General features: G+C 35.8%; 27 protein-coding genes. All 27 read right to left on the reverse strand.

All coding sequences use genetic code 11. The features are described from left to right. Positions 1-61: 61 nt before the first annotated feature. The gene (locus NHE85_RS02355) at positions 62-475 is read right to left on the reverse strand and encodes an Rrf2 family transcriptional regulator (protein ID WP_252809311.1); all 414 of its coding nucleotides are present in this window, start codon (positions 473-475) and stop codon (positions 62-64) included. A 1-nt stretch (position 476) separates the two neighbouring features. Continuing rightward, positions 477-1,412, reverse strand: a complete 936-nt coding sequence (gene ctlX, locus NHE85_RS02360; protein ID WP_252809313.1) for a citrulline utilization hydrolase CtlX — start codon at positions 1,410-1,412, stop codon at positions 477-479. A gap of 13 nt (positions 1,413-1,425) precedes the next feature. Continuing rightward, complete coding sequence (locus tag NHE85_RS02365) at positions 1,426-2,340, reverse strand: dimethylarginine dimethylaminohydrolase family protein (RefSeq protein WP_252809315.1); 915 nt, start codon at positions 2,338-2,340, stop codon at positions 1,426-1,428. Positions 2,341-2,494: 154 nt separating this feature from the next. Then, entirely contained in the window at positions 2,495-3,778 is a 1,284-nt protein-coding gene (locus NHE85_RS02370; protein ID WP_252809317.1) for a citrate synthase, read from the reverse strand. A gap of 174 nt (positions 3,779-3,952) precedes the next feature. Beyond that, positions 3,953-5,062: a T9SS type A sorting domain-containing protein gene (locus tag NHE85_RS02375; RefSeq protein WP_252809319.1), complete on the reverse strand. Its 1,110-nt coding sequence runs from the start codon at positions 5,060-5,062 to the stop codon at positions 3,953-3,955. A 143-nt stretch (positions 5,063-5,205) separates the two neighbouring features. Further along, positions 5,206-7,395: a T9SS type A sorting domain-containing protein gene (locus NHE85_RS02380; protein ID WP_252809321.1), complete on the reverse strand. Its 2,190-nt coding sequence runs from the start codon at positions 7,393-7,395 to the stop codon at positions 5,206-5,208. A gap of 101 nt (positions 7,396-7,496) precedes the next feature. Then, the gene (locus tag NHE85_RS02385; protein ID WP_252809323.1) at positions 7,497-8,258 is read right to left on the reverse strand and encodes a LytTR family DNA-binding domain-containing protein; all 762 of its coding nucleotides are present in this window, start codon (positions 8,256-8,258) and stop codon (positions 7,497-7,499) included. A 3-nt stretch (positions 8,259-8,261) separates the two neighbouring features. After that, positions 8,262-10,241, reverse strand: a complete 1,980-nt coding sequence (locus NHE85_RS02390) for a tetratricopeptide repeat protein (protein WP_252809325.1) — start codon at positions 10,239-10,241, stop codon at positions 8,262-8,264. 191 nt (positions 10,242-10,432) lie between these two features. After that, positions 10,433-11,728, reverse strand: coding sequence for a phosphopyruvate hydratase (gene eno / locus NHE85_RS02395; protein ID WP_252809326.1), 1,296 nt, complete (start codon positions 11,726-11,728; stop codon positions 10,433-10,435). A gap of 195 nt (positions 11,729-11,923) precedes the next feature. Beyond that, on the reverse strand, positions 11,924-13,033 hold the full coding sequence (carA, locus tag NHE85_RS02400; protein ID WP_252809328.1) for a glutamine-hydrolyzing carbamoyl-phosphate synthase small subunit: 1,110 nt from the start codon (positions 13,031-13,033) through the stop codon (positions 11,924-11,926). Between the two features lie 169 nt (positions 13,034-13,202). Continuing rightward, a complete protein-coding gene (rplQ, locus tag NHE85_RS02405) occupies positions 13,203-13,700 on the reverse strand; it encodes a 50S ribosomal protein L17 (protein WP_252809330.1) in 498 nt (165 codons plus the stop codon). 33 nt (positions 13,701-13,733) lie between these two features. Further along, positions 13,734-14,726 carry a DNA-directed RNA polymerase subunit alpha gene (locus tag NHE85_RS02410; RefSeq protein ID WP_057671691.1) on the reverse strand — a complete coding sequence of 331 codons (993 nt, stop codon included), beginning with the start codon at positions 14,724-14,726 and terminating at the stop codon, positions 13,734-13,736. A gap of 21 nt (positions 14,727-14,747) precedes the next feature. Next, the gene (gene rpsD / locus NHE85_RS02415; protein ID WP_252809332.1) at positions 14,748-15,353 is read right to left on the reverse strand and encodes a 30S ribosomal protein S4; all 606 of its coding nucleotides are present in this window, start codon (positions 15,351-15,353) and stop codon (positions 14,748-14,750) included. A gap of 89 nt (positions 15,354-15,442) precedes the next feature. Next, positions 15,443-15,826, reverse strand: coding sequence for a 30S ribosomal protein S11 (gene rpsK, locus NHE85_RS02420; protein WP_252809334.1), 384 nt, complete (start codon positions 15,824-15,826; stop codon positions 15,443-15,445). Positions 15,827-15,834: 8 nt separating this feature from the next. Next, positions 15,835-16,209, reverse strand: coding sequence for a 30S ribosomal protein S13 (rpsM, locus tag NHE85_RS02425; protein WP_252809336.1), 375 nt, complete (start codon positions 16,207-16,209; stop codon positions 15,835-15,837). 2 nt (positions 16,210-16,211) lie between these two features. Next, positions 16,212-16,328 (reverse strand): type B 50S ribosomal protein L36, encoded by a 117-nt coding sequence (gene ykgO, locus NHE85_RS02430; RefSeq protein ID WP_002987490.1) that lies wholly within the window; start codon positions 16,326-16,328, stop codon positions 16,212-16,214. 11 nt (positions 16,329-16,339) lie between these two features. Then, the gene (infA, locus tag NHE85_RS02435; RefSeq protein ID WP_007136545.1) at positions 16,340-16,555 is read right to left on the reverse strand and encodes a translation initiation factor IF-1; all 216 of its coding nucleotides are present in this window, start codon (positions 16,553-16,555) and stop codon (positions 16,340-16,342) included. A gap of 8 nt (positions 16,556-16,563) precedes the next feature. After that, a complete protein-coding gene (gene secY, locus NHE85_RS02440; protein WP_252809338.1) occupies positions 16,564-17,907 on the reverse strand; it encodes a preprotein translocase subunit SecY in 1,344 nt (447 codons plus the stop codon). Between the two features lie 14 nt (positions 17,908-17,921). Beyond that, a complete protein-coding gene (gene rplO, locus NHE85_RS02445; protein ID WP_252809341.1) occupies positions 17,922-18,374 on the reverse strand; it encodes a 50S ribosomal protein L15 in 453 nt (150 codons plus the stop codon). A gap of 12 nt (positions 18,375-18,386) precedes the next feature. Beyond that, on the reverse strand, positions 18,387-18,569 hold the full coding sequence (gene rpmD, locus NHE85_RS02450) for a 50S ribosomal protein L30 (RefSeq protein ID WP_252809343.1): 183 nt from the start codon (positions 18,567-18,569) through the stop codon (positions 18,387-18,389). A 14-nt stretch (positions 18,570-18,583) separates the two neighbouring features. Beyond that, positions 18,584-19,108, reverse strand: coding sequence for a 30S ribosomal protein S5 (rpsE, locus tag NHE85_RS02455; protein WP_128388607.1), 525 nt, complete (start codon positions 19,106-19,108; stop codon positions 18,584-18,586). Between the two features lie 6 nt (positions 19,109-19,114). Continuing rightward, positions 19,115-19,465 (reverse strand): 50S ribosomal protein L18, encoded by a 351-nt coding sequence (gene rplR / locus NHE85_RS02460; protein ID WP_252809345.1) that lies wholly within the window; start codon positions 19,463-19,465, stop codon positions 19,115-19,117. Between the two features lie 11 nt (positions 19,466-19,476). Continuing rightward, complete coding sequence (gene rplF, locus NHE85_RS02465; RefSeq protein WP_252809347.1) at positions 19,477-20,019, reverse strand: 50S ribosomal protein L6; 543 nt, start codon at positions 20,017-20,019, stop codon at positions 19,477-19,479. Between the two features lie 17 nt (positions 20,020-20,036). After that, positions 20,037-20,435, reverse strand: coding sequence for a 30S ribosomal protein S8 (gene rpsH / locus NHE85_RS02470; protein WP_252809349.1), 399 nt, complete (start codon positions 20,433-20,435; stop codon positions 20,037-20,039). A 70-nt stretch (positions 20,436-20,505) separates the two neighbouring features. Then, positions 20,506-20,775, reverse strand: coding sequence for a 30S ribosomal protein S14 (gene rpsN / locus NHE85_RS02475; protein ID WP_114757457.1), 270 nt, complete (start codon positions 20,773-20,775; stop codon positions 20,506-20,508). Between the two features lie 3 nt (positions 20,776-20,778). Beyond that, the gene (gene rplE / locus NHE85_RS02480; RefSeq protein WP_252809351.1) at positions 20,779-21,330 is read right to left on the reverse strand and encodes a 50S ribosomal protein L5; all 552 of its coding nucleotides are present in this window, start codon (positions 21,328-21,330) and stop codon (positions 20,779-20,781) included. A gap of 2 nt (positions 21,331-21,332) precedes the next feature. After that, positions 21,333-21,647 carry a 50S ribosomal protein L24 gene (gene rplX / locus NHE85_RS02485; protein ID WP_252809352.1) on the reverse strand — a complete coding sequence of 105 codons (315 nt, stop codon included), beginning with the start codon at positions 21,645-21,647 and terminating at the stop codon, positions 21,333-21,335. Positions 21,648-21,653 lie beyond the last annotated feature (6 nt).

Genomic DNA, 21,653 nt, shown 5'->3' on the forward strand with positions numbered 1-21,653 from the left:
AAATTTTTCAAATATACTATTAGTCTATAGAAATAATAGACTAATAAGGTAAAAAAAATCGCTACAATAATGTTAAATCATGTAAAGTCTTTTGTTGCAATATATTAAGAGTAGTATCCCGGACATCCGCCATAAATCTATTAAGCGAACATTTATCTTCGTGCGGACAGTCTTCGCATTTTTCATAATAATTAAGGCTTACACAAGGCAGCATAGCAATAGGCCCGTCCAGTACACGAATAAGTGTAGCAGCAGTTACTGTTTTAGGATCTTTCATCAGATAGTATCCTCCGCCTTTCCCTTTCTTAGAACCCAGTATACCAAATTTTTTAAGGTCAAGTAAAATAGCCTCCAAGAACTTTTTAGGTATCTGTTCTTTTTCAGATATATCAGATATAAGCACAGGCGCCGATCCTTCCTGCTTTGCAATGAAGATCAGCGCCTTTAAGCCATATTTAGTTTTTTTTGAAAGCATATTATTGTTTAAGCAAAAATACTTCAGCCATCATACAGCGGGCGCTTCCGCCACCGCAAGCTTCTATAGTATCCAGATTTGCACTCAGTATTTCCGTATGTTTTTCAATTTTTGTAATTTGGTCTTTAGTCAGTATTTGTTTGGCAGACTCACTCATTACAAGGTAGCTTTTATCGTCTCCTCCTTTTACCTGCAGCATATTGCCTGCAAAGTTATTAAGCTGTGCCTCTGTAAGCAGAATCACTTCTTTGCCATCTTCCTTCAGATTTTCCAGAACCATTTTACGTTCTTTTTTATCATCTATACAATCGGCACAGATAACAGCAAATGTTTCACCTATACACATCATAACATTAGTATGGTATATGTGTTTGCGCTCACCATTTACAGTCTGATACGCTTCAAATATTACCGGAGTATATTCAAAATCTTCACAGTACTCAATAAAAAGCTCTTCATCAGCACGTGGAGACAATGCACAGTATGCCTTGCGGTTTACCCTGTCTAAAACAATACTTCCTGTTCCCTCAAGAAAAATATCGTCTTCTTCTGCAGAAGTATAATCAACAATATTTTCAATAGTAAATCCTTTATCTTCCAAAAGGTCAAATATATCTTCTCTGCGCTCATTACGCCTGTTTTCAGCAAACATAGGATATAGTGCTATATCGCCGTTTTCATGAAAAGATACCCAGTTGTTTGGAAAAACAGAATCTGGTGTATCAGTATCGGTAGTATCATCCACTACAACCACATTTACACCTGCTGCTCTAAGCTTTTCTACAAATGCATCAAATTCCTGCTGCGCCTTTGCATTAACAGTTTCCGGCAAAAGGCTGTCTATTACTTTTTGATAATAGTTGTTCACAGCAGTTTGCTCATTCATTCGGAAAGCAACCGGGCGAATCATTAATATTGTATCGGTAATTTGTTTCATATCAAAATATAAATTAATCTCTAATTAAAGGCAGAGTTGAGCATCTTAACAAGCCTTCCTGTTTTGCAATTTCAGCATAAGGCACTTCTTCCACAATAAAATCATGGCTTAAAAGCCAGTTTTTTAGCCTGTGGAAATTTTTCTCTATCACTACAACATTCGTATCTATAGAAAAGAAATTTGATGTCATGTTATACATTTCTTCTCTTTCAATATGAAACAGGTTATCCATACCAAATATGTCTACAAGATACAAATAATCTGCCTCTTCCCTAAATCCGCTTTTATAAATTACGCCTTTATCTTTTCCCACCGGCTGAAAACAGCAGTCAAGATGCAAAGCATTATCGCGTGGTTCTATTCTCGATTTTACAAGGTCAAACTCCTTAACAATTTTATTCGGAAATAATTCTTTAATATAATTTACACCCTGCATATTTGTTCGGGCAGTAATAAAATCTTTATAATCGCTTCCTTTATAAGTTCCAATAAATATATGATCATTCCAGGGCATCACATCACCCCCCTCTATATGCACTTCTTCAGGCGGGCGTACCACTTTTAAAGGATCTATCTGATCTATTACATACTGAATCGCATCCAGCTCGCGCTCACGATCCGGTAATATATTGGCTTTAATAAATACATCGTCTATTACAAAACCAATATCACGACTAAAAATCTGATTGTAGTTCTCTATAATTTCGGGCCTGAAAACCTTTACATCATATTTTTCAAAAACTTTAGCCAGGGCATCCATTTCTTTAACCATATCTGCTTCTACAGGATAAGTTCCGGCTTTTATATGTTCTAATGATTTCGGATCATAGGCTTCATGCTCCAGCGGAGTGGGCCCGTTACTTGTGGCTGTACCTAATATTACGGCGCGAAGCCGCGAGGTTTCGTTTTTTACGTTGAGTTGCAACATGTTTTTTAGCTTTTGCGCAAATATAGAAAATGAACTGCTGATTGTAAACATTTATAATGATATTGATAATTTTTTCATGTTTTAATTATAACATCATCAGGTATAGAATAAAAAAAGCCACCGTAAAGGTGGCTTACTATATAACAGTAAAAAATTACCTGTTTTCTTTATCTACAAAATCTCTTAGTGGAGACCCTGTATAAACTTGTCTTGGACGACCTATCGGCTCTTTATTTACACGCATTTCTTTCCACTGAGCAATCCAGCCCGGTAAACGACCTATTGCAAATAAGACTGTAAACATTTCTGTTGGTATACCTAAAGCCCTGTAAATGATTCCTGAATAGAAATCTACGTTAGGATAAAGGTTTCTTGATTTAAAGTATTCATCCTGCAATGCAGCTTCCTCAAGCTTTTTGGCAATGGTAAGAACAGGATCATCTACACCAAGAGTTGATAATACTTCATCAGCTGCTTTTTTAATGATCTTAGCTCTCGGATCAAAGTTTTTATATACTCTGTGACCAAAGCCCATTAAACGGAAAGGATCATCTTTATCTTTTGCTTTTGCAAGATATTTATCTGCATCTCCACCATTTTTTTGTATTTCTTCAAGCATTTCAAGCACAGCCTGGTTAGCACCACCGTGAAGCGGGCCCCAAAGTGCAGAAACACCGGCAGATATTGATGCAAATAGACCTGCATGAGATGAGCCTACCATTCTTACTGTAGATGTAGAACAGTTTTGCTCATGGTCGGCATGAAGGATAAATAATTTATCCAATGCTGCAACTACTGTAGGATTCATTTTGTATGGGCCAGTAGGTAATTCAAACATTAAACGTAAAAAATTCTCCACATACCCTTTAGTATTGTCATAATAATTTAAAGGGTAGCCCATATTTTTTCTGTATGTCCATGTAGCAATAACCAAAAATTTAGCCATGGTTTTGCAAACAGCTTCATACATTTCCTTATCATTGGTAACATCAACCGATTTTGGGTTGAATGCCGTAAGCGCACTTGTAAGAGAAGCAAGCACTCCCATAGGGTGTGCATTTTTAGGAAACCCATCAATGATGTTTTTCATTTCTTCATTAACAAGCGTATATTTCCTTATGTCGTTTTCAAATTTTTCCAGCTCGGCAGCCTTAGGAAGCTCGCCAAAAATAAGAAGGTAAGAAACTTCCAGAAAGTTAGATTTTCCTGCAAGGTCTTCTATAGAATATCCTCTGTAGCGAAGAATACCCTTTTCACCATCTAAGAAAGTAATTTCACTTTTGCATGATCCTGAGTTTTTATATCCCGGATCTATTGTGATAGCGCCTGTTAAACCGCGCAGTTTATCAATATCAATGGCCGTCTCATTTTCAGTTCCTGTAATTACGGGAAACTCATACTTTTGACCATCAATTTCTAATATTGCAGTATTTGACATGATTTGTAGTGTGAATTATGGTTTTGAAAAATATATTCCTGCGAATTTAATAAATTACAATTTATTTATAAAGAAAATTACTTATTAAAATCGTTAAATATGCATGTAAAAAACAAAAGTCAATACTTTGAAGCATTGACTTTTGATAATTATGTAAAATTTAAAGCTTTGAAACTATTTCTTCATAAGTTTCTCAACTTTAATTCCATCCTCAGTATTAATTTTAAGCAAATACATACCTGCTGCTCTGTTGGTAAGTTCTAATTCAGCAGAAAAATCATTCGCAAATGCAGTTTGTATAAGCCTGCCTGATAAATCATACAGTTCAATCTTAGAGATAACAAATTCGGAATCAACTTTGACTTTATCATTAGCAGGATTAGGATACATCCTAACGGAGCTATTTACTATCAATGTATCAGATGTGCCCAGACTACAGGTAGAACTCATTGGGGGCGGACCTAATTCACCCCAGTTAGAATCCGTTACCAAATCCTGCTCCCCTTCATCTACACAGATAAAATTCAGGTTCGGGTTATTTTCAAAACTACATTCAAAAGGATCTAACATTAAGCCTCCGTTATGAAGATTAATTGTTTCTAATAAAAGATTATCAGTACACGAAATATAGGTAATAAGCGGGTTATTACTCAGATCAAGATTAGTTAATGAAGATCCATTAACAGCCAGCGTTTTTAGATTAATATTATCCTGAAAATTAAGTGATGTAAATGGAGTACCTTCAATACTTATAAATTCTTCCAAAGCGGAAAGTCCTGAAAGATCAAGCGTAGTTAAAGAGTTTCCTGAACACCTTATGTTCTTAAGAGCATTTAAACCTGACACATTTAAAGATGTAAGATTGGAATATTCACATTCCAGACTCTCCAGATGTGTAAACCCCGTTACATCAAGTGTTGCCAACGGATTATTACTACACATTAAATTTTTCAGATTAGGAAAGAATGAAGCATCAAATGAAGCAATCTGGTTATTGCCAAACTGTATCCATTCTACATTTACAAAAGCTTCAAGTCCTGTGAGATCAGCTATATTTGCTCCGGAAATATTAAGCCCATACACTGCTTCGGCTTCTGCAATTTCAATTTCACCATTGTTATTAGAATCTATCTGTAAAGCCTGACCATTCTGATCCCAGCAAGAAGCCGGCACTACCATTGTTTCTAACAGCTTTGATTTCAGGTTTACATCAGTAAAATTAATTACCTGAGCGCTTGCTATGCCTCCAAAGAGCAATACTGCAAAGAGTAAAGATTTTTTCATAGGTTTAAAAATTAGTATTTATGATTAGTTTAAGTTTACATATATAATATCTCCCCCGACTCTCTTCTGCATCTTCTTTTCAGCTTGCCGATAAAAAAAGGCCAACACCTTGGTGCTGACCTTTATATAACAGTTAATTAATTTTATTCCCTAATTAGTTTTTCAACTTTTATTCCTTTTTCAGTATTTATTTTAAGAAAATATATTCCTGATGCCCTGTTTGTTATATCAAATAAAACTGATGTTTCATTTACAACTCCTATTTGCAGCAGCCTTCCCTGAATATCATACAATTGTACAGACTTAATTACGCTGTCTGCCTCAATTTTTACAACATCTTTGGAAGGATTTGGATATACAATAACAGAATTGTCCTTTTCAAAATCTTCTGTACTTAGTACATCAAAAGTTGTTGTTGCCGAATTTGTAGCCACAGGGAAATTATAATCGAAATAAATATTGGCTTTGCCTGAAACCATATCTCCTGATGTAAGATTGTGTTTACTTTTTATTTTGTAAAGTATGTTACCGTGGTCAGCAACTCCAAGATTAATATTATCAAACCTGAATTCAATTCTGTTTTCAATAGTCCTGGTAGTTACGCCGTGTGAGTTATTAATCAATCTAAGAGAAGCAATATCAAACTCATCAGGATTTATATCCTGCTGTACCACTATAAAACTTGCTTCAGATGTACCTGTATTTTCAAAATTCACAATATAATGCAGGTAATCACCTATTGCATCAGGAGATATATTGCTTCCTTCTATACATATTATATTATTAGGATCATATGAGCCGGTAACAATCTGGTTAAATTCAAAAGAATTATCCTGAGGCTCATCATCCGTTTCCGGATTAATTTCTACACCAAAATGCAGTTCGTCGCCAATATTTACAGAAGGTGTATCAGTAGGAGTGTTCACATTTAGTGTCATACTAATCTCCCTGCTTTCAAAAGGTTTCAGACTGGTGTAATTCCATGTATAAATATCAGTTCCAATAATATCAGCTACCGGCTGCATATTAACATATTCAAGTCTTGAGCTATCCCAATAACATGTAATATCTCCTGCATCTATAACCTGATTCCCTTTATTTTTATATACCATTTTATAAACAGCATCAAACCCAGGCTGAGCATTTGTTACAGGTGCAATTAGTACTTCAACGTCATTATGCACACCATTTGCCATTATACAGAAGTTTCTAGTTTCTGTTGCTCCATTAACTGTTTCAAAAGAGGTATAACCTGTAGATGGTGAAGCATAAAAATAAGTGTTTTCAAATTCAGGTGTTACCGTATAACTACCAGCTCCTACATAAAAAGTATAAGTACCATCTGGTTTGGTAAAAACTGAATCCTCATACCCACCTGACGTTATAGTAAGTTTAAATGATGGAATTGCATAGTCGGCAGCATCACAACCATTATTTTCCGAATCAAACCTTACAGTACCTGTTATACGGTTATAAATACCTCCCGGCTCATAGGAACAATAGGAATTGACCTGAACATTATCCGGAAAAGATTCACTCGCCAAAATAGATGCTATCTGAGACTCGTCTGCACATATATACTCCAGATCTGGATTTTCCATCCAGTTGGCTGGATCAAAACTTTCATTTTTCCCATTTTTAATAAACAACGTAACCAAATTATTAGAAAAACAAGTTAATGACTCAAGATTTATATTACTGCTAAGATCAAGAGTAGTTAATTGGTTATTGGAACAATTAAGTGAAGTAAGATTAACTAATGAAGAAACATTAAGTTCAGAAAGATTATTGCTATCACAATTCAAATCCTCTAAATATTCAAGGTCTGACAGATCTAATGCATTAAGAGCATTAATATAAGTATTAAGGTTTTTAAGACTATCCAGGCCGTCTAAATTTAAAGACGCAATATTATTAACACTACAATCTAATAATTCAAGATGGGTAAGCCCTGCTGCATTAAGTGTTATCATGGTGTTATTAGTACATCTCAGTTCTCTAAGATCTTCAAGCGATGTTACATCCAGATTAACTATTGTGTTATGGCTGCAATCCAATACCCTTAGGTTTGAAAAATAGGCAATGCCTGTTAAAGAATAAATTTCAGAAGAAGCAACATTAAGCTCCCTTACATCTTCCGCTTCTTCCTCTGTTATAACCCCATTTCCATTAGCATCAACCGCTATTGCATCTCCACTGCTGTTTTTAGCAATGTTATTAATAGCTGAGGCTTCAAGCAGTTTTGCTTTGAAAGCAGCATCAGGCACTACTATTTCCTGGGCAAGAAGTCCACCCGAAAAAAGAAGCAGCAAATAAAGTAAAGTATTTCTCATAACACCTTGTTTAGTTCTTGTTTAGTTTTTCAAATATAATTTTTTAAAACAACCATCATCCTTGTCATTTAGAATTCGGTATGATTCATTTAGAATTCGTATTATAAAGACTTCAGCAATTCCTGCAAGCGTTCTTTTTTACGTTGAGAAATTGGCAAATGACTGTTATCGGCCATTACGGCATATCCCCCGTCTTTTTTAATATAAGACTTTAAATAGGCTAAATTTATCAGGTGCGACTGATGAATCCTCTCAAACCCATGTTCAAAAAGCATATCCTCATATTCTTTAAGAGTTTTTGCTATAAGAACCGGCTTATTATCTTTTATATAAAACTTTGTATAATTATCCTGCGATTCAAGCCTAATAATATCACTAACTTCAAACAAATGGATACCGTCAGATGTAGAGAGTGCTATACGCTTAAACTTATCTACTTTCTTTCGTATATTTTCAAGCAATAAATCTATATGGGCATAATTATCATTCGTAGTAAGCACTTTTTTAATCTTTTCTATAACATTCTGTAAATCTTCCGGATCTACAGGTTTAAGTAAATAGTCAAGAGCACTAAATCTAAATGCTTTTAAAGCATACTCTTCATGAGCCGTAATAAATACTACATGCGATTTAAGCCGGCCGCTTTTTTGCTGAAATTGCTCCAGAATGTCAAAACCGGTACCATCACCTAATTGTATATCAAGAAAAATCACATCCGGCTGATGATTTTCAATTGCAGCTATTCCGGATTTAACACTATCCGCCTCACCAAGTATTTGTATATCGGTAGCATACATGGCTAAAAGCCCCTTCATCCCGTTCCTTAAATTGCTGTCGTCGTCTATTAATAATGCCGTAATCATATGTTAATCAGATGAATATTGTATAGGTAAATTTAATATAATTTTTGTTCCTGCCGGTTCGCCATTGGCATCAGTAAGTTCTTTTATTTCAACCTGAGACGTTTTAGATGTGAAAGCCTGAATTACTTCCAGTCGTTTTTTAGTAATCTCCAGCGCCATAGATTTATGTACTGTAACCGAATTTTCTTTTAGCTTTTTCGATCTGTTATATCCGATCCCATCATCAGTTATAGTACATACCAGTTTATCTTTTTCAAGCACAAAATCTACACTTATAAAGCCTTTTTTCTTTTTAGGCACAAGGCCGTGAATTATAGCATTTTCAACAAAAGGCTGTAACAATAAAGGCGGTATTGCCATATCATCTTCTATTGAAGGGTCTTTAGATATTGAAAAGTCAAACACTTTATTAAAACGGAGCTGTTCCAGTTCCAGGTAATTTTGTAGCCCTTCTATCTCTTTATCAATTGGTATAAGCGATTCTTTAGAATATTCAAGCGTGAGACGCATTAATTTTGAAAACTTAGACAGGTATTTAATAGCCGAATCAGTGCCGTTTTGCACAATAAAACTGGATATAGAACCCAGACAGTTAAATACAAAATGCGGGTTCATTTGTAAATGAAGGGCCTTTTGCTCATATTCTGCAAGATCGCGCTGTAATGTGAGCGTTTTTTTTAGCTGCAGCCTGTTGTATATTAAAAAAGCCAAACCAAACAATAGTACTGTAAACAATGCAGCAAACAACATTTGCTGCCTGTGCCTTTTTGCCTGCTCATCAAACATTAGCTGGCGTTTTTCATTTTCAAGCTTCTGCAATGCTTCCTTACGCTCAAATTCATAATTCATCTCTTCACGAACCATGCTTTTAATACTTTCAGCAGTATTTATATTTTCTTTGGCAGCAATATATTTTTTATAATGGTTTAAAGCTTCGGCAGTTTTACCTGATTTTTCATAGAGATCGCTTAATGCTTTTTCCGATTCCCTAACCTGCTCCATAACGCCAATCTCATCAGCCATTGAAGATGAACGCATCAGATAATTTAAAGCTTCTTTATTTTTATGCTGCGTTGCATATACAGTCCCCAGATAACCTAATGACGCCGATGCACCATATTTTTCCCCGGTTTCTTCAAATATTTTAAGTGCTTCCAGATAGCTTTTTTCAGCTTTAGCATAATCTCCGGTTTTTACATAGTAATTACCAAAATTATTATATAGCTCAGCCAATCCCCTTTTGTTCTTAAAAGAAGTCAGTATTTTTTCAGCTTCTTTAAAAGATGCATAAGCCTTATCGGACTCATTATTCAGCAGGTAAACAGCACCGATATTAGTAATAGTAATTGCAGCGGTATCATCACCCAATTTCTTCTGCAGCCAAAGTGCTTTATTATAATACTCTAATGCTTTATTGTATTCTTTTTGCGATTTATAAACTATACCAATATTATTATAGGTATGGGCCATATAAACTTCCTCTTTCGTTTCATCATGAAGCTTTAAAGCTTTAAAATAATACTCCAGAGCCTTCGCGTAGTTATTTTGTTCAGAACAAACAACCCCTATGCTTCCATAGGTAATTGCTAACCGGTCTTTAATATCATTAATCTCTTTTTCAGGAACAGTTTTAAGTAGTTCTTCAAATACAGTCTGAGAGTTGCTGTAACTCTTAAGTGCTTCTGTGTAATGGCTAAGCATTATATTAGCATTACCAATATTAAACCAGGAGTTTGCTTCCTGTTTTTTCAGTTTTTTCTGTTGCGAAAGTACAAGTGCTTTTTTAGCATATTGCATCATCTTTGCAGGATCATTCTCAATATACTCACTGGAAATATCATTAAGAATCTGTATTTTCTCAGTATCAGAAACCGGATTCTTTAATTTATTTAAAAGACTGTCCAATACTCTGGTTTGAGACGAAGCACATATAGAATATAAAAGTGTAAGGCTGGTTATCAGGAGAATTCTAAAAATTTTCATAAGCCATATTTAGTAAAACAAATTTATCATTTCAATTTGATAAAAAACCATCCGTTTAGAATTTGAAGCCTTCCATTTAGAATTTGCATAAATATATCCTTAAGTAATAGGAATTTTATAATTATCACGCACAAATCTAACTAAAAAAGGCTACCATAACGGTAGCCTTTTATATAGTACAAATAATTTATTTATTGCTTTACTTTAAATGCTTTTTCACCGGGAAAATAAGCTACATCAGCAAGTTCTTCCTCAATTCTAAGCAATTGGTTATATTTTGCCATACGGTCACTTCTTGAAGCTGAACCTGTCTTAATTTGGCCACAGTTTAATGCTACTGCAAGATCAGCAATAGTATTATCTTCAGTTTCACCTGAACGGTGAGACATTACTGAAGTATAACCTGCATTGTGTGCCATGTTAACAGCAGCAATAGTTTCAGTTAGCGTACCGATCTGGTTTACTTTAACAAGAATAGAGTTAGCAGTATCGCTGGCAATACCTTTTGCAAGACGCTCAACGTTGGTAACAAATAAGTCGTCTCCTACTAATTGTACTTTATCACCTATCTTTTCAGTAAGGTATTTCCATCCGTCCCAGTCATTTTCCTGCATACCATCTTCAATAGAGATAATTGGGTATTTTGTAGCCAGTTCAGCAAGATAATCTGCCTGCTCCTGAGAAGTTCTTATTTTACCTGTTTCGCCTTCAAATTTAGTATAGTCATATTTACCGTTTACATAAAACTCAGATGCAGCACAGTCAAGGGCAAGCTTAACATCACCCCCAAAAGTATAACCAGCATTTTCAACAGCTTTTTTTATTGTTTCAATAGCATCTTCAGTACCACCTTCAAAGTTAGGGGCAAATCCGCCTTCATCACCTACAGCAGTACTAAGACCTCTGTCGTGAAGTACTTTTTTAAGATTATGAAAAACCTCAGTACCTATTTGCATTGCCTGAGTAAAATTGGCAGCTTTAACCGGCATAATCATAAATTCCTGAAATGCGATAGGCGCGTCAGAGTGAGAACCACCATTAATAATATTCATCATAGGTACAGGAAGCGTATTAGCAGAAACACCACCAATATAACGGTATAATGGTAAGCCAAGCTCATTAGCTGCCGCCTTAGCTACTGCTAAAGAAACACCAAGGATAGCATTAGCTCCAAGGTTAGATTTATTATCAGTACCGTCAAGGGCAATCATCGCTTTATCTACTGCATTTTGTTCAAAAACAGACATACCTACTATTTCGCTGGCAATAGTTGTGTTTACATTCTCAACTGCTTTAGATACGCCTTTACCCATGTAGGCTTTACCACCGTCACGCAATTCAACTGCTTCATGTTCTCCTGTAGATGCTCCCGAAGGCACTGCTGCCCTTCCAAGAATACCATTTTCTGTTATAACATCTACTTCTACAGTAGGATTACCGCGAGAGTCCAATATTTGTCTTGCGTGTACTTTAATAATAATGCTCATTATATAGTTTTTTGTTGTTATATACTTATTTGTGAAACCTAACAAATTTAAACATTTTGAAAAATGAAATTGTCTAATTTATAAAAACTTATAAACGCAAACGTTTTAGCTTCATCACTTTAAAAAAAAACACATTTACAATTTGCCAAAAAATAAATTTGGGCTAATTATTCATTAGCCCAAATTGCGGTTTTATTAGTTTTTACTTTTCTCTATATTAGCTATAAACTGATCGAAAAGATATGAAGCATCATGCGGTCCAGGACTTGCCTCCGGGTGGTATTGCACAGAGAAGCAATTTTTGCTTTTCATTCTCATACCCGCAACGGTACCATCGTTTATGTGTTCATGGGTAATTTCAAAATCAGGATGTTTTTCCAATTCTTCCCTTACAACAGCAAAACCATGGTTTTGAGAAGTAATTTCTCCTTCACCAGTCAGCAGATTCTTAACCGGATGATTAATTCCTCTGTGGCCATTAAACATCTTATATGTTGAAATGCCATTTGCAAGAGCCAGAACCTGGTGACCTAAACAAATACCAAATACCGGTTCATTTTTGTCTAAAATATTTTTTGCTGTTTCCTGAGCTGTGTATAATGGATCCGGATCGCCAGGGCCATTAGAAAGGAAATAACCGTCCGGATTAAAGCTCTTCATGTCCTCATAACTTGCATCATAAGGAAATACTTTAATGTAACAATCCCTCTTTGCAAGATTTCTAAGTATGTTTTTCTTTATACCAAGATCCAGCGCTGATATTTTATATTTGGCATCAGGATTACCTATAAAATAAGGTTCTTTGGTTGAAACCTTAGACGAAAGTTCCAAACCTTCCATATTAGGCACATCAGCAAGTTGTTTTTTCAGTTCTTCTATAGATGTCCCGTCTGTAGATATAGCAGCATTCATGGCACCGTTGTCGCGAATATAACTTACAAGTGCTCTGGTATCAACATCTGATATAGCTACAAGGTTTTGTTCTGTAAAATAATCCATCAGGCTCTTATCAGAATTTACCCTTGAAGGATTAAAACTAAAGTTTTTACATACAAGGCCCGAAATCATAATTTTATCAGCCTCTATTTCCTCTGCATTTGTACCATAATTACCTATATGGGCATTAGATGCCACCATGATCTGTCCAAAATAAGACGGATCGGTAAAAATTTCCTGGTATCCGGTCATTCCGGTATTAAAGCATACTTCTCCAAAAGTTGTTCCTTCGATACCGATTGATTTACCATAAAACACAGTACCGTCAGCTAGAAGGAGAATTGCCTGATTACGATTTGAATATTTCATTTACTAATTTTATTTTCGTCTCGGTTGCAAATTTACTTCAAAAAATTGGCTTTCTAAAACGTTCATTACACTTGGTTTATATAAAAACGATTAAGTGGGGTAAAAAAAAAGGACAAACTATAAAGTTTATCCTTTTTTTAATATTATTGAACAATCAGTTGTTTCATGATTATTCAGTAGCTTCTTTGTTTTCTTCTGTATCAACAGCAGGAGCTTCAGCAACAGGAGCAGCAGCAACGTCAGCTTTTTTAGCAGTACGGCTTCTACGTGTAGTTTTCTTAGCTTCTTTTTTAGTAGCGTTATACAGTTCGTTAAAGTCTACAAGCTCAATCATAGCCATATCAGCGTTGTCGCCAAGACGGTTACCAAGCTTAATGATACGGGTATATCCACCTGGACGATCGCCAACTTTAGCAGCTACTTCCCTGAAAAGTTCAGTAACAGCATATTTATTACGTAAGTAAGCGAAAACGATACGTCTGTTGTGAGTTGTATCTTCTTTTGATTTAGTAACTAGAGGCTCAACAAATTGTTTAAGCGCTTTAGCTTTGGCAACAGTCGTATTAATACGCTTGTGCTCTATAAGTGAGCAAGCCATGTTAGCAAGCATAGATTTCCTATGCCCTGCCTGCCTGCCTAAATGATTTACTTTTTTTCCGTGTCTCATTGCTGTTGTAATTTAAACCCTATAGGGTTCAGATTATTCTTTATCTAATTTATATTTCGTTAAGTCCATTCCGAAGTGTAAATTTTTAGAAGCAACAAGTTCGTCAAGCTCTGTTAACGATTTCTTACCAAAATTACGGAATTTCATTAAGTCATTTTTGTTGAACGATACTAAGTCTCCTAATGTATCAACTTCAGCCGCTTTTAAACAATTTAATGCCCTTACAGAAAGATCCATATCAACAAGCTTGGTTTTAAGAAGCTGTCTCATATGTAATGATTCTTCATCATAAGATTCTGTTTGTGCTATTTCATCGGCCTCAAGTGTTATTCTTTCATCAGAGAACAGCATAAAGTGGTGAATCAGAGTTTTTGCTGCCTCTGTAAGCGCTTCTTTAGGATGAATAGAACCATCAGTTATGATTTCAAAAACCAATTTTTCGTAGTCGGTTTTTTGCTCAACACGAAAGTTTTCTATCGCATATTTTACATTCTTTACAGGAGTAAAGATTGAATCTGTAAAAATTGTTCCTATAGCAGCGTTTTGCTTTTTGTTCTCTTCTGCAGGTACATAACCTCTACCTTTTTCAATGGTAAGTTCAAGATTAATGTTTATTTTGCTGTCCATGTTAAAGATAACAAAGTCAGGGTTTAACACCTGGAATCCTGAAATGAACTTTTGGAAATCACCAGCTGTAAGCTGATCTTTTCCTGTAAAAGATACAGAAACCGATTCATTATCGATGTCTTCTATCTGACGTTTAAAACGTACTTGTTTTAAGTTCAGGATTATTTCAGTAACATCTTCAACTACCCCTGCTATTGTAGAGAACTCATGGTCAACTCCTTCAATTCGAACTGAAGTAATTGCATAACCTTCCAATGAAGAAAGTAAAACTCTTCTAAGTGCGTTACCAACAGTCAGTCCATATCCCGGTTCCAAAGGTCTAAATTCAAATTTACCTTGGAAATCGGTAGAATCGATCATGATAACTTTATCGGGCTTTTGAAAATTAAATATTGCCATATTTTCGACTAATGTCAATTATTATTTGTTATACAACTCTACGATTAGTTGTTCTTTAATGTTTTCCGGGATTTGGATCCTGGCAGGTACTGAAACAAAAGTACCTTCTTTTGTATCGTTGTTCCAAGTTATCCACTCATATACCTGAGAAGAATTAGATAAAGAACGGTCTATAGCTTCAAGAGATTTAGATTTCTCACGAACAGCTACTTTATCGCCGGCTTTAAGGTGGTAAGATGGAATGTTTACCAATTCACCGTTAACGGTAATATGCCTGTGAGATACAATTTGTCTTGCTGCCCTTCTTGAAGGTGCAATACCCATTCTGTATACCACGTTGTCTAATCTTGCTTCACAAAGTTGTAAAAGGATCTCACCAGTTACACCTTTAGAGGCAGCAGCTTTTTCATACAGGTTCCTGAATTGTTTTTCAAGGATACCGTAAGTGTACTTAGCTTTTTGCTTTTCCATTAGCTGAACAGCATATTCAGATTTTTTACCTCTTCTTTTAGCTAAACCATGTTGCCCAGGAGGGTAATTTCTTTTTTCGAAAGATTTATCATCTCCGAAGATCGCCTCACCAAATTTACGGGCGATTTTTGTTTGTGGACCAGTATATCTTGCCATTTCAAAAAATTAATAAACAGGGGATTATGAATTCAGGTCGTATCCTCCGATAATCCGTATTCCTGTTTTGTTTATACTATAAAATAAAATTAAACTCTTCTTCTTTTAGGAGGACGACATCCGTTATGCGGTAGTGGAGTTACATCAATGATTTCTGTAACTTCTATTCCTCCATTGTGAAGTGACCTGATAGCAGATTCTCTACCATTTCCAGGACCTTTAACGTAAACTTTCACTTTCTTAAGACCTGCCTCAAGAGCTACTTTACTACAATCTTCTGCTGCCATCTGAGCTGCATACGGAGTATTCTTTTTAGAACCTCTGAAGCCCATCTTACCTGCAGATGACCAAGAAATAACCTCACCTTTTTTGTTAGTCAAAGAAATGATGATGTTATTGAAAGTAGCACTGATATGAGCTTCACCTGTAGATTCTACAATAACTTTACGTTTTTTTGTATTCGCTTTAGCCATACTACTTATTATTTAGTTGCTTTTTTCTTGTTAGCAACAGTTTTTCTCTTACCTTTTCTAGTTCTTGAGTTATTCTTAGTGCGTTGTCCTCTAAGTGGAAGACCAGCTCTGTGACGGATACCTCTGTAACAACCGATATCCATTAAACGTTTAATGTTTAATTGGATCTCAGAACGAAGCTCTCCTTCAATTTTGAAATAAGAAACAGCTTCACGAATTCCGCTGATCTCATCATCATTCCAGTCCTGAACTTTTTTATCTTCGCTAACGTTCGCTTTTTCAAGTATCTCTTTAGCCCTGCTTCTACCAATTCCGAAGATATAAGTTAAAGCAATAACTCCTCTTTTGTTTTTAGGTATGTCTACCCCTGCAATTCTTGCCATAATTATCCTTGTCTTTGTTTAAATCTAGGATTCTTTTTGTTAATAACATATAATCTGCCTTTTCTACGCACAATAATGCACTCGGCACTTCTTTTCTTAACTGATGCTCTTACTTTCATTATTAATAGCTTTAGTATCTATAAGTAATTCTTGCTTTGGACAAATCGTAAGGGCTCATTTCCAGTTTCACTTTGTCACCAGGTAACAATTTGATATAGTGCATACGCATTTTTCCTGAAATGTGAGCAATTACTATGTGCCCGTTTTCTAATTCAACACGGAACATAGCATTTGATAATGCTTCAATTATAGATCCGTCCTGTTCTATTGCTGATTGTTTTGCCATAAAAATTTTTAAGCTACTGCTTTTCTATTCTTACCACTTTTCATCAAACCGTCGTAATGCTTATTCAATAAATAAGAATTTATTTGCTGAATAGTATCGATCGCAACCCCGACCATAATTAACAGTGATGTACCTCCGTAAAACAACGCCCACTGCTGCTGAACTCCAAAGTTAAACACTACAGCCGGGAACACGGCAATAAGCGCTAAGAACAATGAGCCAGGGAAAGTGATTAACGACATGATCTTATCAAGATAGTCTCCGGTTTCAACACCCGGCCTGATACCAGGTATAAATCCTCCACTTCTTTTAAGGTCGTCAGCCATCTTATTAGTAGGCACCGTAATCGCGGTGTAAAAGTACGTAAAAATTATAATTAATAAAGCAAAAACTACATTGTAGGCTAAACCAAACACATTCTGGAATTGAGAAGTGATAGTTTGCGCCATGTCAGACTTGGAAAGCCCTGCTAATGCGGCAGGTATGAACATAATAGCCTGGGCAAAGATTATAGGCATAACTCCCGAAGCGTTTAGCTTTAACGGTATCCACTGCCTGTTTCCGTCCAACATATCTTGTTCAAAATCGCCAGAAGCAGTTCTTCTTGCATATTGTACAGGTATTTTTCTAACCGCCATAACCATAAGGATACAAGCAATAATGACAACTAACCATACAACAACTTCAAGAAGTAATTTTAAAGGACCTCCGTTATTCTCAGTAACCACCGAAGTAAATTCCTGAATGAAAGCCTGTGGCATTCTTGCTATGATACCCACTAATATTAGTAACGATATACCATTTCCTATACCTTTATCTGTTATTTTTTCACCAAGCCACATCGCAAAGATGGTTCCGGTAGCAAGTATAACAACAGATGAGAAAAGGAATGCAAAAGATGATGAAGGTAATAAGAAAGCTTCCTGAGGAAGGGTTCTGTAAAGGTTATAGATATAACCAGGACCCTGAACAAGAGTAATAAGGATAGTTAACCAACGCGTAATCTGGTTGATTTTTTTCCTTCCGCTTTCACCTTCTTTTTGCAATTTCTGAAGGTAAGGTACAGCGATACCCATTAGCTGTACAACAATCGAAGCAGAAATGTAAGGCATGATACCTAATGCAAATACAGATGCCTGCGAAAACGCACCACCTGTAAATACATCGATAAGCCAGCCAATACCTCCCTGGGTTTGATCTGTTAATTTGTTTAATTGTGTAGCATCAATACCGGGTAAGGTTACATGTGCACCAAAACGGTACACTAGTAACAATCCCAAAGTAACTAAAATTCTGTTTTTTAGTTCTTCTATTTTCCAGACATTGGCAAACGCTTCGAAAAATTTCTTCATTTGAATTATAAAGATTATAAAGTTACAGCTTCTCCACCAGCAGCCTCAATAGCAGCTTTTGCAGTCGCAGTAAATTTGTGAGCAGTTACTTTTAGTTTTGCTTTAAGCTCTCCTCTTCCTAATATCTTTACCATTTCATTTTTAGTAGCTAAACGGTTTTCTACAAACACTGTAAAATCTACAGTATCGGTAACAATTCCATTATCCACTAGAGCTTGAAGCGTGTCAAGGTTTACACCTTCGTATTCTTTTCTGTTTATGTTTTTAAAACCAAACTTAGGAACACGTCTTTGTAATGGCATCTGACCACCCTCAAAACCAATTTTCTTAGAGTAACCAGAACGAGATTTAGCTCCTTTATGACCACGTGCGGCAGTACCGCCTTTGCCAGAACCTTCTCCTCTACCAACTCTTTTGTTTTTATTGTGAACTGAACCTTCAGCAGGTTGTAAGTTACTTAAATCCATGAGTGTATTTTGTTAGTTAGCTTCTTCTACAGAAACTAAGTGTTTAACTTTGTTTACCATTCCAAGGATAGCAGGAGTTGCATCGTGTTCAACAACTTGTCCTAATTTACGAAGACCTAAAGACTCAAGTGTTCTCTTTTGTGTAAGAGGACAGTTGATTTTGCTCTTTACTTGTTTTACTTTTATTTTTCCCATGATTTCCTTGTGAATTAACCTTTGAATACTTTTTCTAATGAAACACCTCTTTGTTTTGCAACAGTAACAGCGCTTCTCATTTGAAGTAAAGCATCAAAAGTAGCTTTAACAACATTGTGAGGGTTAGATGAACCCTGAGATTTTGATAATACATCGTGAATACCAACTGACTCAAGAACTGAACGAACAGCACCACCGGCAATAACTCCGGTACCATGAGAAGCAGGCATTAATAGTACACGTGCACCACCAAATTTACCTTTTTGCTCGTGTGGAACAGACTGTCCTGAAAGTGGAATTCTCACAAGGTTTTTCTTAGCATCTTCCACTGCTTTAGCAATAGCTTCAGATACATCTTTAGATTTACCAAGACCGTGACCAACCACTCCATTCTCGTCACCTACAACTACAATTGCAGAAAAGCCGAAAGCTCTACCACCTTTTGTAACTTTAGTAACACGATTTACACTTACCAAACGATCTTTAAGTTCAAGACCGCTTGGTTTTACAAGTTCTACGTTTTTATAATTATGATACATAATTTCTTAGAATTTAAGTCCGGCTTCTCTTGCGCCTTCAGCTAATGATTTAACACGTCCGTGGTAAAGGTAACCACCTCTATCAAAAGAGATTGTTTCAATACCAGCTTTTAAAGCTTTCTCTGCAATTGCTTTACCAACAGCTGCAGCAGTTTCAATGTTAGTACCTTTAGTGATGCCCGCTTCTCTTGAAGAAGCAGCCGCAAGGGTTACACCGTTTACATCATCTATGATTTGTGCATAGATCTCTTTATTGCTCCTGAATACAGAAAGTCTAGGTTGAGCAGCAGTTCCGCTTACAATCTTTCTGATTCTGAACTTAATTCTTTGTCTTCTTTCAGATTTGTTTAATGACATAGTCTTAGTTTTTAAGCTGATTTACCTGCTTTTCTTCTTAATACTTCACCCACAAATTTAACTCCTTTTCCTTTGTAAGGTTCAGGTTTACGGAAAGATCTGATCTTTGCCGCCACCTGGCCTAAAAGTTGCTTATCATGAGAAGCTAATTTAATAATTGGGTTTTTACCTTTTTCTGATACAGTCTCAACAGTAACTTCCGGCACAACTTCAAGAACGATGTTGTGAGAGAAACCAAGAGCAATATCTAATTTCTGTCCCTGGTTAGAAGCTCTGTAACCTACTCCTACCAGTTCCAGCTCTTTAGTAAAGCCTTCAGCCACACCAACAATCATATTATTGATAAGTGACCTGTATAAACCGTGCTTAGATCTTTCATCTTTATGATCAGAAGATCTTTCAACTAAAACCTGACCATCTTCAACTTTAACAGAAACATCTGAAAAGTCCTGCGTAAGCTGGCCTTTTTTACCTTTAACTGATACAACGTTGCCGTTAACTTCTACAGTTACACCAGCAGGTATTGTAATTGGATTTTTACCTATTCTTGACATCGTATAAGTCTTTTAAATTAGTATACGTAACAGATTACCTCACCACCTACATTTAGCTGTTTCGCCTGCTTGCCAGTCATAAGACCTTTAGAAGTAGAAACGATAGCTATACCTAATCCGTTAAGGATTCTTGGAAGGTTAGTTGCTCCTGCATATTTACGTAAACCTGGTTTACTAATTCTTTGGATATCTTTAATTACAGGCTCTTTAGTTTCTTTATCATACTTAAGAGCTATTTTGATGGTGCCTTGTACAGCGTTATCATCAAATTTGTAGCTAAGGATATACCCCTGATCGAATAAAATCTTAGTGATTTCTTTTTTCAAGTTAGATGCAGGAATCTCAACCACTTTGTGATTAGCTCTAACTGCATTTCTGATTCTTGTTAAGAAATCAGCAATTGGATCTGTATACATATTTAGTAATTTGCGGTAACGGTTTTCGGCCAGTTAAGGCCGAACCTGAAACCAATTTATAATTCTGATTTTACCAGCTTGCTTTTTTAACTCCTGGTATTAAGCCATTGTTAGCCATTTCACGGAAAGTTACACGTGAAATACCGAACTGACGCATATAACCTCTAGGCCTTCCTGTAAGTTTGCAACGATTGTGCATACGTACCGGAGAAGCATTTTTAGGTAGTTTTTGTAGGCCTTCATAATCTCCAGCTTCTAATAAAGCTTTCCTTTTTTCAGCATACTTTGCTACTAACGCCGCTCTTTTTACCTCACGGGCTTTCATTGATTCTTTAGCCATAATTTAATTCTTTTTAAAAGGTAAACCTAATTCTGCTAATAATGACTTCGCTTCTTTATCGGTTTGTGCAGAAGTTACAAATGTAATATCTAAACCTGATATTTTGTTAACTTTATCAATATCAATTTCAGGGAAAATGATTTGTTCAGTTACACCCAGGTTATAGTTACCTCTACCGTCAAAACCTGTAGCCTTAATTCCACCAAAATCCCTTACACGTGGTAGTGCAGAAGTAATAAGTCTGTCTAAAAACTCATACATTCTTTCACCGCGTAAAGTTACTTTAGCACCAATTGGCATACCTTTTCTAAGTTTGAAAGACGCAACGTCTTTCTTAGAAATAGTAGATACAGCTTTCTGGCCGGTAATTTTTGTTAATTCATCTACTGCATAGTCGATAAGTTTTTTATCAGACACAGCTGCACCAACTCCACGGCTTAAAACGATTTTTTCAAGTTTAGGAACCATCATTACGTTTTTATAACCGAACTCTTCTGTAAGAGCAGAGACAACTCTACTCTTATATTCTTCTTTTAATCTTGGTATGTAAGCCATCACTATAATACTTGATTAGATTTTTTTGAAAATCTCACGTTCTTATCTCCTTCTTTTCTAACACCAGTTTTTGTAGTCTCTTTAGTTTTAGAATCTACAAGGGCAATGTTAGAGATATGGATAGGAGCTTCTTTCTTCACGATACCTCCCTGAGGGTTTTTAGCGCTTGGCTTAGTGTGTTTAGACACCATGTTTACACCCTCAACTACCGCTTTGTTTTTCTCACGAAGAACACGTAGTACTTTACCTTCAGAACCTTTATGGTCTCCGGCAATTACTCTTACTGTGTCTCCAGATTTTATCTTTAGCTTTATCATCTTTAA

The sequence above is a fragment of the Flavobacterium sp. NRK1 genome, assembly GCF_024054175.1.
Taxonomy (GTDB): Bacteria; Bacteroidota; Bacteroidia; order Flavobacteriales; family Flavobacteriaceae; genus Flavobacterium.